At 59.5% G+C, this 15,010-nt stretch carries 9 protein-coding genes and 1 pseudogene; 4 read left to right on the top strand and 6 right to left on the bottom strand.

Annotation, left to right across the window (positions count from 1 at the left end):
• Window positions 1-620 precede the first annotated feature (620 nt).
• The 3 genes from QYL93_RS24910 to QYL93_RS24900 are packed head-to-tail and all read right to left on the bottom strand — an operon-like array spanning window position 621 to window position 4,763.
• Window positions 621-1,622: a ribonuclease I gene (locus QYL93_RS24910; RefSeq protein ID WP_305746179.1), complete on the bottom strand. Its 1,002-nt coding sequence runs from the start codon at window positions 1,620-1,622 to the stop codon at window positions 621-623.
• 32 nt (window positions 1,623-1,654) lie between these two features.
• The gene (locus QYL93_RS24905; RefSeq protein ID WP_305746178.1) at window positions 1,655-3,400 is read right to left on the bottom strand and encodes a phospholipase D-like domain-containing protein; all 1,746 of its coding nucleotides are present in this window, start codon (window positions 3,398-3,400) and stop codon (window positions 1,655-1,657) included.
• Between the two features lie 37 nt (window positions 3,401-3,437).
• Complete coding sequence (locus QYL93_RS24900) at window positions 3,438-4,763, bottom strand: hypothetical protein (protein WP_305746177.1); 1,326 nt, start codon at window positions 4,761-4,763, stop codon at window positions 3,438-3,440.
• A gap of 315 nt (window positions 4,764-5,078) precedes the next feature.
• Here QYL93_RS24900 and QYL93_RS24895 point away from each other — a divergent pair.
• A pseudogene (locus QYL93_RS24895) lies at window positions 5,079-5,205 on the top strand (IS5/IS1182 family transposase); the annotation flags it as partial.
• Between the two features lie 3 nt (window positions 5,206-5,208).
• Here the strand turns inward: QYL93_RS24895 and QYL93_RS24890 are convergent.
• Entirely contained in the window at window positions 5,209-6,789 is a 1,581-nt protein-coding gene (locus QYL93_RS24890; RefSeq protein ID WP_305746176.1) for a methyl-accepting chemotaxis protein, read from the bottom strand.
• 186 nt (window positions 6,790-6,975) lie between these two features.
• Window positions 6,976-7,803 (bottom strand): transporter, encoded by an 828-nt coding sequence (locus QYL93_RS24885; protein WP_305746175.1) that lies wholly within the window; start codon window positions 7,801-7,803, stop codon window positions 6,976-6,978.
• A gap of 452 nt (window positions 7,804-8,255) precedes the next feature.
• Here QYL93_RS24885 and QYL93_RS24880 point away from each other — a divergent pair, with 452 nt between their 5' ends.
• Both QYL93_RS24880 and QYL93_RS24875 read left to right on the top strand, forming a co-directional pair.
• Window positions 8,256-9,461, top strand: coding sequence for an EAL domain-containing protein (locus QYL93_RS24880; protein WP_305746174.1), 1,206 nt, complete (start codon window positions 8,256-8,258; stop codon window positions 9,459-9,461).
• Window positions 9,458-13,000 (top strand): PAS domain S-box protein, encoded by a 3,543-nt coding sequence (locus QYL93_RS24875; RefSeq protein WP_305746173.1) that lies wholly within the window; start codon window positions 9,458-9,460, stop codon window positions 12,998-13,000. Before QYL93_RS24880 ends, QYL93_RS24875 begins: the two co-directional genes overlap by 4 nt.
• 71 nt (window positions 13,001-13,071) lie before the next feature.
• Here QYL93_RS24875 and QYL93_RS24870 read toward each other — a convergent pair whose 3' ends face one another.
• Window positions 13,072-14,118, bottom strand: a complete 1,047-nt coding sequence (locus QYL93_RS24870; protein ID WP_305746172.1) for a purine nucleoside permease — start codon at window positions 14,116-14,118, stop codon at window positions 13,072-13,074.
• Window positions 14,119-14,293: 175 nt separating this feature from the next.
• Between QYL93_RS24870 and QYL93_RS24865 the strand changes: the two genes are divergently transcribed.
• The gene (locus QYL93_RS24865) at window positions 14,294-14,977 is read left to right on the top strand and encodes a TetR/AcrR family transcriptional regulator (RefSeq protein ID WP_305746171.1); all 684 of its coding nucleotides are present in this window, start codon (window positions 14,294-14,296) and stop codon (window positions 14,975-14,977) included.
• Window positions 14,978-15,010: the final 33 nt, after the last annotated feature.

Genomic DNA, 15,010 nt, shown 5'->3' with positions numbered 1-15,010 from the left:
ATCAGCTGCTGTCAAAGTCTTGCATTACCAGGAGGGCTCGCATTATTCAGTGCCGGCCAGACGCCTCTTACCTCGCCAGCACCCCACCCCGCCACCGCCCCAGTTCCGCACGATATGGTCCACGACCCGCGTGCCCACCAGCGCCACGTTCTCCACCGTATCCGCAAAGCCCCCAACCAGTTCGCCCGGCGCCGGGTCCAAGTGGTGCTGCATGGTTTCCTTGGTGTTGCCCTGTTCAAAATCGCCTCCCTGCGCAGGCTCATCAGGGGGGCGGTGCCTTGGGGGCGCGTGACCGACAACGCAATGGCAGCGGCTCACATCTCGGTGATCACGTGGGCATCGGCGCCGTAGAGATTGACGATGTACTGGTCCTGTTTGGACATGCCGGGGCAGTGTGAAAATGTGTCGCCGGTCATGTGGATGCCGGTGGGGTGACAAAGGGGTCGATGGCGCGTAGCTGCGTCGGGATAGCGCTGGCGGTAGACCTTCTGAGTGCTTGAGAGGTGCCTTGACTGAGAGACTCATCCTCAAATCGTCCAGCAAGGAGCGAGGACTAGACAACTTCCGTTTTCGAAAGTCCGCGGGATTACAACGAGTGCCTGTGATCGCTATGCGCTTCACTATTTTCCACTCGCTTCGATTAGTATTTCGTCGCCCATGCACGCCCGGGGATCGGAAGCGGCGGAAGACTGAAGGTTGGGCCCCAACAAATCATTAAGTGACGCACCTTCCTTAAACTCGAGTGGAAGCCGTACATGAATTTCAAACAGTTGCTTGTTAGTACACCGCAAGGTGAACGCGTTGGGTGCCAAAGCTCTCCCGGTTTCAGAGCGAAGCCGAGCTTCAAACTCCTGCTTGGATATCTTTCCACCGACGTTGCTTGTGATGTAGCGTCCGGCTGCCGACTCGTTCACGACCTTCACCGAATCTACTGCCCTACGAAAGTAGGTATCACTTGTCATACCCGAGCATGTACCATGCTTCTTCCATTCGTAAGTTCCGAACACGCGCTCATAAAAGAAGTTGGGCATCCAAGGACTTATGTAGGAAACCGTTTCTTCGGAAAGGTCCGGCGTAGAGTTCCCACAGGCGCCGTATCGTGTGCCGCATTGCTGCCGGTTCGGCCACAAGCCATGCAAGGTCAGATTGGAGACGACGAGCCGGCCGCTGGCCATGTTCTCACACTCAGGTTTGGTTCCGTCATACTTCACGTGCTCACAGAAGCCCGGTTGCCAAGTGACTGCCAGAACATAGCTGTCATGCTTGCCGGCGATACTGCATTCTTGAGGCAGATCAGCCCCTGCGGCAGAGTTGTCTCCCATGGGAATGACATCTCTGGCAATCCCGCATTCACTAGCCACCCACCGTAGCGGGTCGCTAACGCCAGGGACTTCGATCCGCAGCCATGTGCGATCCTTATCGTTGACCTCCCGGATTTCGTACTTTTTACCTGGTGAAACCTTGATTGCCCCGGGGTTTGTACCTCGACGGAATGACAGATAGGCATCGCAATCCCGGCTGGCCACGAACGCGCCTTGCACATGCTCACTGGCGCTTGCGGTCCAGGGGGCCAGCGTCGTTATGGACGCCATCATAAAGACCTTGATTGATAAGTTGGACATGGCTTGAAACAAAGAGGATCTACGTTAGCGATTCAGGCGAAAATTTCGCGGTCAACGATTTTTCGCGCGTCGGTGTAGTACTCCGACCACCAGGGTTCGCCCCCACAGACACCCGGTGGCAATTTGAGCAGGAGGTTTTGGCCGGCCTCATTTGCACGAGATTGAGAAATGCGAAAGTGGTAGTGATCAAAAATCCGTAGCGCCTCAATCATGTACGACACAGCGATGCGACGGTCCTTTATCAGCAGCAAATTCTCACCATTGGAGGTGTCAGCGGCCTTAGAAAAATTGTACGAACCCATATAAACGCGGGCCGTCGGTTTGTCGAAATCGATAACGATGAACTTATGGTGCATTCGATTTCCGCTACCACCGGAGGACTCTGATCGGAACGGCTCAGGCACGTTCTCCTGCAAGGCCGATGGACTAACGGTTGTCACAGTCCCATCCGGTTTTTGAACGTCGACAACAATTTCTGAATCATCGGTCGCGTCTTCTACAAGCAGATTGATGGCCCTATCAGAGATGCCGTAAGAAAAGACCTTTTCGTCATCCTTAATAGCGCGTATTGCTTTCTGTATCGCCCCTGGCGTCTGATATAGGAAGGCGAGAGAGAAGAACAGACTCGACTCCGCACCCTTGACATCGCCCGCGATGCTATCGAGCACGCCATTCGATGTTGAAAGCGGGTTGAAGCACACCTTGGCGTCGACTCCTCCAAGACCAAGGTCCTGCCAAGCGGCTGACGTCGTGGCACCGAACCCCGCAGCGCTATCGTTCTCCCAATAGTGCCGGAAGGCCTGTCTAAAAATCTTCACCGGTTTAGTCCCGCGCAGCACGATGGCGTTATTGTTCTGCACAAAGAAGCCTCGCCAAGACTGATTGGTGGAGCCACACACCACCGCCTGGTTCAATGGGCCATCTACCACCACCGTCTTGTTGTGCTGCAGCTTGCCCATGTGCTGGCGCTTGACATGGTCGGGGCCAGCAGACTGCACCAGACGCTCCGCCGCCTGGGTTTCGGCAGAATGCGCAGCGCCATGAGAGTCTGAATCATCAATGATTATCTTCAACCGAGAGCCCAATTTCTCTAGCCTCGTAACGACACCAGGCTCGTTGAGGTCGTAAAGCACCGCTCGGACTTCCGCCTGGCCGTCCGCTATAGCTTGATCAAGCACCTCCAAAATCGCACTGCGAGCCTCAAAGCCCATCCAGGCCAAAGCCGTCTGTGCCTTCGGGTGACTAGGTGTAAAGTTCAAGCCATCATCCGCCTTTGCCGGCAACAAGGTGGTGATCGAATGCGATGAATACTTATCAACAAATGCCTGCGAAGCGACAAAGCCGTGCGTATACGCGACGTTCAACTGGTCGGGATAGGTCTCGCGCCGCAATTCGAGCGAGGCTTCCTGGAAATCTCCATAGCTCAGTTCCCGGAGTTCATTCATGAAAACGGGTGTAACGCGATAGATGAACTGGCCATCCATCTCGGCATTCCTTGGGAAATGAACCCAGCGAAACTTTTGGATTGGCGCGAGCCGGGTGGGCCGCTTTCCCTTGTCTACCGATCCATCAGCTTTCGGGAAAGCGATACGGTTGTTCAACGAAAAGAAACGGTCACCACCCGGCTCCTTGTACTCGATTGCGAATCCAACGAAGTCGGGTGGCGGCTTGCCGTTTTTCCAGTTCATGGCGACCAGTGCCATACCGTCCCCGCGATGAATGCGCAACTTAAACAGCGCCTGCTGATTGGCGCCTTCGACCTGAAAGGCTTGACTCATATAGCATCTCCACTGACAGTTGGTGGTACGTTCGGGATTAAGGATTGACCACGCGCACGTTCTGCGTGGTGGGCAGGTCGGCGCTTTTGTTCTGCAGAGAAATAAGCTGAGTCAAGAGGCTCATCACATGCATTGAGCGACCGCTTCGCAGGCCTCGCGGGATGGAGTAGGACGTGCCGTCGTAGTCCACCCGGACCGTAGCTTCGCCCGGCACATTTTTTTCCATCACGAAAAGAGGATCCAGACGCGGGGGATTTTTATCGCTAACGGGGAATGACTTCTCACAATCGTGGGAGGACTCATCGTCGCGCGCCTTAGCCGCCGCTGTCTTCTGTCTAGCCTCATCACGCCTAGCCTCGTACCGGATGCAATAGATCCCAGGCATCGAACCATCTAGTGTGCCGTCCAACTGCCTGCGAGAAAGCTCACCCAGAAAGTAAATCATGGCCTCCACGGAGCGAAGCGTAAAGACCGTCTTGACACCACCGGTCGAAGCGACGCCTTGCTCGCCCTTGAATGCTGCAGAATCTCCGGGTAGATCACAGCTCGTGCTGTCCCGGTGCGCCACGAGCTTGAGCTGAACAACTTTTCGGGTTTGCTGTACCTGGTACCGCACGCCATTGGCGTCGTTCACTTGCACCAATTCAACGCCGGCTGTCTTCAGGGCCGCGAGCTTTTCAGGAGAAGTAGAAGTCGAAATGTCCAGTGGTGGCCCGTATATCAAGACTGGCTTGTCCTCGTGCATCTCGATGTCACAGCTTTGGAGCCGTTCGAGCTCATTGCGAAATTTCTCGAAGGAGTAATCTCCCTGTGGGTAGTTCAGGTAGCGCTTCTTGGTTTTTCCGTCTTCCGTTATTTCGATCTCACGTACAAAGAGCCAAAGAATCATCTGCTGTGGCCAACCCTGTTCAAGAAAGTACTGCATGACCTCAGGCCTGAGGGGAGTTGTTAATCCCCGATAGAACTCCTGGGTGTCCTGTAGTTGGAGGTCGAAGGAGGGTTGGTCGAACTTAATGGTCGTCGAAAGCTGGTAAATCTGATTTGTGAAATCTGGCCCAACCGGCGTAGGGATGGTCACCGTAGGGGCACCAATGCCGATGGGGCCACGCAATCCGTTGAATCTGACGAAGTGCATCGGGTAACGGTGGTAAGCGCGGACGATGTTTAACAACAGCAGACGGTTGTTCACGTCCTCAGTGGCCAAGCTGCCCTTGACCGCCTGATCGGCAATTTCCGTCTTTGTCGCACAGCCCGTCGCGAGCAGCGCAAAAAACACGGCACACCATTTCGCTATTACCCATTTCACCGGAGCGGCACGAACTGCTTGCATGATCTTTGTACCCATCTCATGGATTGTTTCCATTTGTAGCACGCAGGTTTGCCGAGTTCCATAGTGCAAATGGGGTATTGCAGATGCATGCAACATATCTGCCAAAAGCCAGCGGCCCAACAACGACACCCATGAATACTCAACGGACAGCGATGCACGGCTGTACCGCAAAGGCAAAACTGCTAGGAACGTGCGCGGCAGAAGGAGCGTCGACTGCAACGCCCGATAAAACCGTCTCGCCGGGCATTACCTCCAGCGCCCAGTGCCCACCCTGGGGTTGTCGGTACTACCCAGCGATCCTCGGTTTTCGAGCGTTTCGCTTCGATGCCTTCTGCCGCGCACGCTCCTGGCGAGCTGCGCTACATGGGCCCCCTTGAGCGAAAACCACCATGGCCTGGTGGCCAATGCCGTGGTCACGCAGGCCGACATCTACGCAGAGCGCGAAGCGGCCATGGCCATGGCCAACGCAGCCAGACCGCTACAGATTGGAGTGCTGAGCCATCCCCAGTCGGCGATGAGTGCCATCACCACCTGGTAGCTGAAAGGCGGCTACGGCCTGAACCAGTTGTTCGGCCTGCAGCTTCAGGCTTTGCGCAGCGGCGGCGCCCTCTTCCACCAGGGCGGCATTCTGCTGGGTTGCCTGGTCCATCTGCGTTACCGCCTCGCCTACCTGTGCCACGCCCGTGCTTTGCTCTGAGCTGGCAGCACTGATCTCGGCAACGATCTCGGTCACCCGCTGGATGGCGGTGACGACTTCTGCCATCTTGCCGCCGGCTTTGTCGACCAGCGCGGTGCCTTGGTCAACCCGGCTCACGCTGGTGCTGATCAATTCTTTGATCTGCTTGGCTGCCTCGGCACTGCGTTGCGCCAGGTTGCGCACCTCTGCGGCCACCACCGCAAAGCCACGGCCCTGTTCGCCGGCGCGCGCGGCCTCGACGGCGGCATTTAGCGCCAGGATGTTGGTTTGAAAGGCGATGGCATCGATCACTCCGATGATGTCGGCAATTTGCCTGCTGCTCTCATTGATGGCTTTCATGGTGCCCACGAACTGGCCCACGACCTCTCCGCCCTGCACCGCCACGGCAGAAGCGTTCTGTGCGAGCTGGTTGGCATGCCGGGCGTTGTCGGCGTTCTGGCGGACCGTGGAATTGAGTTGTTCCATGGAGGCAGCCGTCTGCTGCAGCGCTGCGGCCTGCTGTTCAGTACGGTTGGACAAATCCTGGTTGCCCTGGGCAATCTGCCCGCTGGCGCTGGACACTTCATCGGCGTTGGCCTTCACTTCGCGCACGATGCCTGTGAAGCTGGCTTGCATATGCCCCATGGCCGTCAACAGTTGTACCGTCTCGTCATTGCCCGCCGGACGAATGTGGGAGGTGAGGTCGCCCCGGGCCAGTTGGTCTGCCACGCCAACGGCATGGGCCATGGGCCGCGCCATGCGGCGTGCCAGCCACAGCGCAGCGGCCAACGTGGCCAGAACCGCGAACAACAGCACCGCACCGATGGCGATCCGGGTCTGGCCAACGCTGGCCTTGGCGTGGCTGTTGACCGCCTTGCCATGATCCTCGATCGACTCGGACAGCTCGGACATACGGCCTTCGAGTTCGGTGAATGCCGCCTGCAAGGCAGGCATCTGCTTTTGCGCTGTATCTGCGTCGGATCTGGACGTTTTTATCACGGCGTCGGCCGTGTCAATGTACTTCTGGATCAAGGGCTTCACTGCTGCCAACTTCGCCAAACTCTCTGCGGGGAGCGGCATACCTGCCAGATCGGCAATGGCCTGGTTGAAGGTTTGCGCGTGGCGCACCAGGCCGGCCGCGCCCTGGTCGATGCGCTCCGGATTTTTCTCGTAGGCCCCGAGCAATGCCAACTGTGCGTCTCCGCGGATCGCGTCGTGCATCATGTCTGCCTGCTGGCTGGTCTGCAGGGCGTCGCCGGCGCCAATGGCCTCATTGATGGAATCGCCGAGCGTTCCGGATGCCATCAGGCCAATACCACCCGCCAGCGCGGTCAGCACAGCGCCTGCGAGGCCGAAAGCGATGATTTGGCTTTGCAGTTTCATGGGTAAGGCCCTTTCGCTACCAAATAGTGTCCTGTCCCGCAAATAAACGCCAATAAAACCGCGTCTTTCACGCCAGGGCCGCGTTGCAAATCCTCGCGATAGCCACAGCTATCGCTGCGGTTTGCGCCTCGCCCTGGCGCGAAAACCATCGGTTTTATTTTTGGCATGTATTTGCGGGACAGAACACTAGAACCGAAAGGAAACGCCTGCACCCCACTGCCAATCGGGCGACGTGGAATTGAGACCGCGAGAGACGGCGAAATCCAGCTGCACCGCATCGTTGACCAGATAGGTGACCCCTGTATCGAAGGTCACGATGGAGCCGCCGTTTTTGCGCGACGTCAGCTGCTGGCCTGCGAGTTCCACAAACGTGCGCCACGAAGGCGTCCACGCCTTGCCGAGCGTGACCGCCAGAATGCCTGCGGTGTAGCGTTTGCCATCGGCCCTGCGGTCGACGATGGCACCCGGCATGACGCCGACAGAGAAGTCGTTGGGCAGATCCCATTCGGCCACCGCGCGCAACGAAGGGCGCACGCCCTGGCCACGAAACGCGCGCGAACCCGAATCCACGTCCAGATGCGCCAGCAAGGCAATGCCAGGCGTGCCACGGGCTTCGTCACCATCGCGCATGTGCCACTTCAGGCCCAGGGATGCGTCTGCAAAGCCACGCTCGCGTTGCGTCCATCCGCTGGTCTGGTCGCGCGCCGCGCTGCGGATATAGCCATCGGTTTCCACCCGGAGTTCCAGGTTCTCGCTGACCCCCAGGCGCACCAGCGTTGGCGTGCTGCGCGTGCGCGACTTGGTGCCATCGGCGTTGTTGCGCTCGCTGGAGAAGCCGGTTTCGATCTGGACACGGCCCGCGCCGACCACGTCGCTCGATTCGACGAAATCCGGCCGGTCCGTGCTGATCGGATCGGCCGCGTGGGCGGCCAACGGCATGCACAGGCAGAAGATGCCTGCACCCAAATGGGCGACCCACTGTTGGGGAAAAGCAGAAACAGAACCATGCTGCATGGGGACTCCTCTGTCTGTGGCCTCGGGCACAGCATGAGTGTCCGCGTTTTCGAGGAAATGGGGAACCCCGTGCCGCCCCGTATGGCGAGGGCGGTGCAAGCCTGGTGGCTGTGATGTGTAGCCGGGCCACCCATTGGATGGCGATGGTCAGCGCTGGGTTGCGCCAGACTCGAGGCTTTGAATGTGGTGTTGCGAATGGGACGATGGCTATCGAACTGGCATGTGAAATGGCCTGCTTGGTTGTGGCTGCACCGCGTGTTAAAACATGCATAGCGCAGTGCCATCTAGGTCGCGCAGTGTGTCAAGAGCCCGTTGATCCACAGCCTCTTCGTTGAAACCCCGAGATGAAGGTCTGTGCTGAGTTAGCTGTCAAAGCGGGGAAAAAGTGCTGGGCTGGATGGAGACGACTGGCCACCGGATTCGACAACAACCCATCCCGACAGGGAGAGAACATGATCGTTACTGAACCTGACACCACGCGCCTGTTGGTACTGGACGATGAAAACGATGTGGCTGCCACCATCTGCATGATGGCAGCCACCGGTGGCTACCGCGCCGAACACGTGGGCGATGCTGATCTCTTTCTGGCCCGGGTGGCGATTTCGGGGCCGACGCATGTGATGGTGGATCTGCAACTGGCAGACCGCGACGGAATTGAAGTCATCCACAGGCTTGCCAAGATCGGCTGCACCGCCTCGGTGATTGTCATGTCTGGGCTGGGCGGACGCATCCTGGAATCGGCAGGGCGCGTTGCCACCGAGAACGGCCTGCGACTCATCGGTACGCTGGCCAAGCCCTTTCCCCGTGCAGATCTTTTGGCGTTGTTGGCTACCGGCACACCGGGTGAAGTGTCTGCCCTGGCGCCTTCGTCTGCGGGCTCCGCCGGCATACCTTCTGAGCAGCGGCTCAGGGAGGCACTGCGCGCCCAGGAATTCATCGCCCATTTCCAGCCCAAGGTTTCGTGCGCGAGTGGCGATCTGGTGGGGTTTGAGTGCCTGGCGCGCTGGCCGCAACCGGGCGGCGGCATGGTGGGGCCCGATATCTTCATACAGTTGGCAGAAGCGACCGATGTGATTCACGCGCTGACCCGGCAAATCTACCAATACGCCTTTGCCCACCTGCCCAATGGGGTGCGAGAGCATGGGTTGAAATTTGCGTTGAACCTCTCGCAGCTCAACCTGACCGATGAGAGCTTCCCCCGTTGGCTGCTGGATATCTGCCGCGAACACGGCGTGGCGCCGTCGCAGGTCATCCTGGAGATGACGGAAACCGCGAGCATGAACAACCCGCTGGCATTGCTGGAGCACCTGACCCAGTTCCGCATTCGGGGCTTTCATTTGTCGATTGACGATTTTGGTGTGGGCTATTCCTCGCTGGTTCAGTTGGCACGTTTGCCTTTTTCAGAACTCAAAATCGACCAGATGTTTGTCAAAACGCTCGCGGTCTCAGCCGAGTCTCAAAAGATAGTGACGGCAGTGGTTGGCTTGGGGCGCTCCCTGGGCCTCAAAGTGGTGGCGGAAGGGGTCGAAGACGCATGGGCGCTGGACTTTTTGCGTGACGTCGGGTGCGACGAAGCCCAGGGGTATTACATTGCGCGGCCGATGGACGCGCTGGCCTCCTCGGCGTGGAAACCAAGCGTTCGGAGGGCGGGATCATGACCAGCCTGAGCGACCCACAGTACAAGCAGCTTTTCAAGGAATTTCCAGGAAAAATACTGGTACTGACGCCTGATCAGTTCGAGATCGTGGCGGTGACCGACGAGTATCTGCGCGTTACGCAGACACGAGAGAGCGACATTCTGGGAAAGCGACTTCTGGAAATGATTCCGGACAATCCCGCAGACCCGCATGCCGATGGCGTGAAAACCCTGTCGGCGTCCCTGCAACGGGTCAAAGCGCTGAAGGTGCCCGACGTGATGGGGGTGCAGCGCTACCCGATTGCCTTGCCTGATGGCAGTTTTGAGGAGCGTTTGTGGAGCCCGGTGAACAGTCCGGTGCTGAACGCGGCGGGGAGCGTGGAATTCATCATGCACAGGGTGGAAGATGTCACTACCATCGTTCGCGACAGCAAGAACGTGGCGCCAGAGGGAGCCGCTCAAGCGGGTGACGCGCTTCACCTGCAAGGCATCATTCTTCGCGTACAAGAGCTTCGCCACGCGCTGACCAAATTGCAGGAATACGAAGCCCGTACGCGGACGGCGGAGCGCATGCTGCATCTTGGCACCTGGGAAATGCAGATCGATACCCGTGTGCTGAACTGGTCGCCGCAGGTCTTTGAAATTTACGGTATCCCAGCAGCCGATGGAACCCCAAGTTTCGATGGGTACTTTGATAGAGCACACCCGGACGACCGGGCAAATTTGCTCGCGACATACGCAGCATTTGCCGACAACCATTTGCCTTCGATCGAATTCGAACACCGCGTGTTGGATGCCAATGGAGACGTGCGGTACGTCAAAGGGGTTGGAGAGCGCCACAAATCCGACCTTGGCGACGTTCTGGTGGGCTATGTGCAGGACATCACTGCGCAAATCAAAGCCCAGCGCAAGCTTTCGCAAGCCGAGCGCATCGTGCAGATTGCAGGCGAAAAAGCGCGGCTGGGAGGCTGGCGTGTCGAGCTGGCCAATGAAACGGTGATTTGGACCCCGGAGACTGCGTTCATCCACGATCAGCCCGCAGGGTATTCGCCGCCGAGTGTCGCCGATGCGATCGGGTACTACGATCCCGTGCATCGCGAGCTGATACTGGGCGCATTTGAAAGGTGCGCGCGGGATGGCATTGAGTATGACGTGGTCTGTCAGCTGCTCACGCCGCTGGGCAAGCGTCCCTGGGTCCGAGTGATTGGCATACCGGACCGGGATGCGGCGGGCAGCATCACTGCAGTGCAAGGCGCCTTTCAGGACATCTCCATCTTGCACGAAGCGCAGGCGCGCGCCGACCATGCCGACCGTCAGCGCCTGCATGTGCTGGAGAGCATCAGCGACGCGTTTTTTGCGGTGGATGGCGATTGGAACGTGACCTATTTGAACCAGCAGGCCTGTGTGCTGCTGGAGAGATCGCAACAGGAGTTGTTGGGCAAGAACATGTGGGAGGAATTCCCGCAGGCGGTGGGTAGCGAGTTTCAGCGCCAGTACCAAAACGCGGTTCAGACCCGGCGAACCAGCCAATTCCAGGAGTTCTATCCCCCTTTGGAGAAATGGTTTGACGTCAGTGCTTATCCGATGACTGACGGTTTAGCGGTGTATTTTCGCGATGTGACATCTGAGCGCCTGCGCCAGGAGGAATTGCGCTTGGTGGATGCCGCCCTGTCACGCCAGCGCGACATCGTGATGATTACCGAGGCACATTCTCTGGATGCGCCCGATGGCCCTCGCATCGTGTACGTGAACGACGCCTTCGAGCAAGTCACTGGGTTTACCAAAGACGAAGCCATCGGCCGCACACCGCGGCTGTTGCAGGGCCTGCAGACTGACCGATCAGAACTGGACCGCATACGCAACGCACTGGTGAACCAAGAGGCGGTGCGCGCCGAGGTGGTGAACTACACCAAGGAGGGAGCACCGTACTGGTTGGAAATCAATATCACGCCGTTGTTTGACGACGCGGGGGTATGCACCCATTTTGTGGCCGTCCACCGGGATGTTTCAGAGCGCAAAGTACAAGAGAATGAAATTCGCTACGCCAAGGAGCGTTTTGAACTCATATCCCGTGCGACCAATGATGTGATCTGGGATTGGGATTTTGTCGCCAACAAGGTGTGGTGGAACGACTCCATTTCAGAGGTGTTCGGGTATGAGCGCGGCCAGTTGGAGCCAGGCCCTGAATCCTGGACCCAACGCATACACCCTGATGATCTGGACCGCGTGCTGTTGGGCATCCATGCGGTGATTGACGGAAGTGAGGACCGGTGGCGCGACGAATACCGGTTCATCAAGGCCGATGGCGAGAGTGCGCAAGTGATAGATCGGGGTTTCGTGATTCGGGACGATGCGGGCAAGGCCATCCGCATGCTGGGCAGCATGGTGGACATCACCGAGCGCACGGACATGGAACGGCGGCTGCGAGAATCGCAGAAAATGGAAACGATTGGGCACCTGACGGGCGGTGTGGCCCACGATTTCAACAATCTGCTGACGGTGATTTTGGGCAATGCCGAGATGCTGGCCGAAATGGTGGCCGACCCGAAGTTGCGGCCCATGGCAGAGATGGCGCATTTCGCCGCTAAGCGGGGCGCTGAGCTGACCAGCCGGTTGCTGGCCTTTGCGCGCCGCCAGCCACTTGCGCCGCGACTGACTGACATCAACCAGCAGGTGGAGACAATGCGCCCGCTGATACGCCGCACCTTGCCGGAGCACATTGGTTTGGAGTTTGTGCTGGCGCCTGATCTGGGCATTGCTGAAATCGACCCCAGTGAACTGGATTCCGCGTTGCTGAATCTGGTAGTCAATGCGCGCGATGCGATGCAAGACGGCGGGAAGCTGACCGTTGAGACCACCAATGCGGTGCTCGACAGCGACTACGCCGAGCAGCACCTGGAGGTGGCGCCTGGCGACTACGTGATGGTCTGCGTTTCGGATACTGGGGTGGGCATGGGCCCGGAAACAGTGAGCCGGGCCTTTGAGCCGTTCTTTACGACGAAGGATGCCGGCAAGGGCAGCGGCCTGGGCCTGAGCATGGTTTTCGGCTTTGCCAAGCAGTCGGGCGGCCACATCAAAATCTACTCGGAGCCGGGTGAAGGCACATCGGTCAAGCTGTACTTTCCGAGGATTTTGGACGCGAAGCAGCCAAGCAGCATCGCGACCGTGAAGCAGGGGCTTCAGGGTGGCGATGAGCACATCCTTATCGCGGAGGATGACGACCTGGTGCTCAAACATCTGGACGCTCAGTTGCGTGCGCTGGGGTACCGCGTCACATCAACCCGGTCTGGACCCGAGGCACTACTGGTGTTGCAAGAGCGCAGCGATATCGACCTGCTGCTCACAGACATCATCATGCCTGGTGGCATGAATGGACGCCAACTGGCGGATCGGGCGCGGGCCACCTACCCGGCATTGAAAGTGCTGTTTACCTCGGGTTACTCAGAGAATGCCATTGTTCACCACGGGCGCCTGGACCCAGGCGTCGATCTTTTGAGCAAACCCTACAGCCGCCTGGAGCTGGCATCCAAGGTGCGGCTGGTGCTGGACAAAAAGAGCTAGTGCTGCGGTGAGCCTGGGCGATGACCTGCAGCGGTTCGCTCTCTTCGCCGATCTTGCGCTTGCGCCCACCCCTACCGCGCCGGCACCCCACCCTGCCACGGCCCCCAGTTCCGCACGATGTGGTCCACCACCCGCGTGCCCACCAGCGCCACGTTCTCCACGGTTTCCGCAAAGCCCCCGGCCGTTTCGCCCGGCGCCGGGTCCAAGTGCTGCAGCGTGGTTTCCTTGGGGTTGCCCTGGTCAAAATTGACCGCCCCGCGCAGGCTCATCAGGCGGTCGGTGCCGTGGGTGCGCTTGACCACCAGGGCAATGGCCGCGGCCTCCATCTCGGTGATCACGTAGTCGTCGGCGCCGTAGAGCTTGGCGATGTACTGGGCCTGCTTGGACATGCCGGGGCCGTGGAAGAACGTGTCGCCGGTCATGTGGGTGCCGGTGATGACGCTGGGGCCGCGGCGGGCGGCCTCGTCGGGGTAGCGCTGGCGGTACACGCGGGCGCCTTCTGAATCCTTGAGCGGCACGTCGACACTGAGGTTCATGGCCCAGTCGACCAGCAGGGGGTTCAGCTGAAAGCGGCGGTATTCCTCATAGCCCTTGCGCGGCATGAAGGTGGGCTCGCCGGCCTTGTTTTCCTCAGGCGCCCAGCGGTGGCCCAGGTCGTAGTCCACCAGCCAGGTGCCCCAGCTCACGTCGCCAATGGTGCCCCGCTGCGGCGGTGTGCCGGCCACGCCGGAGATCACGTAGTACGCCTGCGCAAAGTCGAATTGGGGGTTGAGCAGAATGGCCTGCATGGACGACGACGAATTGACCTTGCCCATGCCCAGCACAGCACCGCACACGCCGTCGGCGTTGCAGTACACGGGGCCCAGGGCGCCGGGTACGGTGATGGGGGTGGCGTCTTTCCAGTAGCGCTCGTACCAGTGCTGGAACTCGCCCGCGCGGTCGCCGGTGTTCTTGCCGATCTCGAACATGGCGGCGACGAAGACCTTGACGCGGACGGGCGCGGTGCTGGTGGTGGTGTTCGCAGAGGGTGCCGTGGCGCAGCCGGCAATGGACACGGCTGCGGCCAGGGCCAGCAGCAGCCTGCGCGCGGGTTGGAAGGAGTGGAGGATAGAGAACATCGAAGGCACCTTGGCTAGGAAGAGTACGAACACGGCCATGCATTGCCTGGCACAGGCCAACAGCAACGCAAGATGCACGCCATTTTGCGCTTGGTGGAGGGATCGCTACACAAATGCAATGCATTGAGGGCCAACCCTAATGCACATGAATTAATTCAAGTGCATTATTCAACCCATGACGCCTGCCCTTGCCTCGCCTGCCGATGATCCTTCGCCGCCAGCCCTCTCCCCCATCGACCCGCAAGCCACCCGCACCCGCCTGATCGAAGAGGCCATGCATCTCATGGCGCGCGAGGGGATGAATGCCGTGTCGCTGCGGCGCATCGTGATCGCGGCGGGGGCGCAGAACCCTTCGGCCCTGCACTACCACTTTGGCGGGCGCGATGAGTTGATCGAAGCGATCACCAACTTCCTGCAGCAATGGCTGGAGCCGCGGGCCTGCGCAAGGCTTGAGGCGCTGGCCCACCAGCCGGGCTACACCGTGCGCGATGTGGTGGAGGCGGCCTTCGGCCCCGTCATCGCGATGCTGAGCGAGCCCGCGCTGGGGCGCGATGCGGTCAACTTCATCGGGCGGCTGGGGTGGGACTATGGCGAGAAGGGGCAGGAGATATCGGCCGCCCTACACCGCCGCACGCTGGAGCTGACCCTGGCGCGGCTGCAGGCGCTGATGCCCGCCGTGGGGCGCGAGACGATCCAGTTTCGGCTGCTGCTGACCATGAACGCCGTGTACTACGGCATCTCGTACCGCAGCTATATGCGGCGCTCGCCCTTTGGCGCCATGGAACTTTCGATGCCCGGCAACGAAGCGCGAGAGCAAGAAGAATTCCTCGACTACCTGGAGGCCGGGCTACTGAAGTGACCACTTACCCGGCCTGAGCGAGCCCCCCCCCAC

It is taken from the genome of Acidovorax sp. A1169 (assembly GCF_030704685.1).
Classification (GTDB): Bacteria; Pseudomonadota; Gammaproteobacteria; order Burkholderiales; family Burkholderiaceae_C; genus Acidovorax.
The sequence above is the reverse complement of the archived record's forward strand: the minus strand, read 5'-3'. Positions and strand labels throughout refer to the sequence as shown.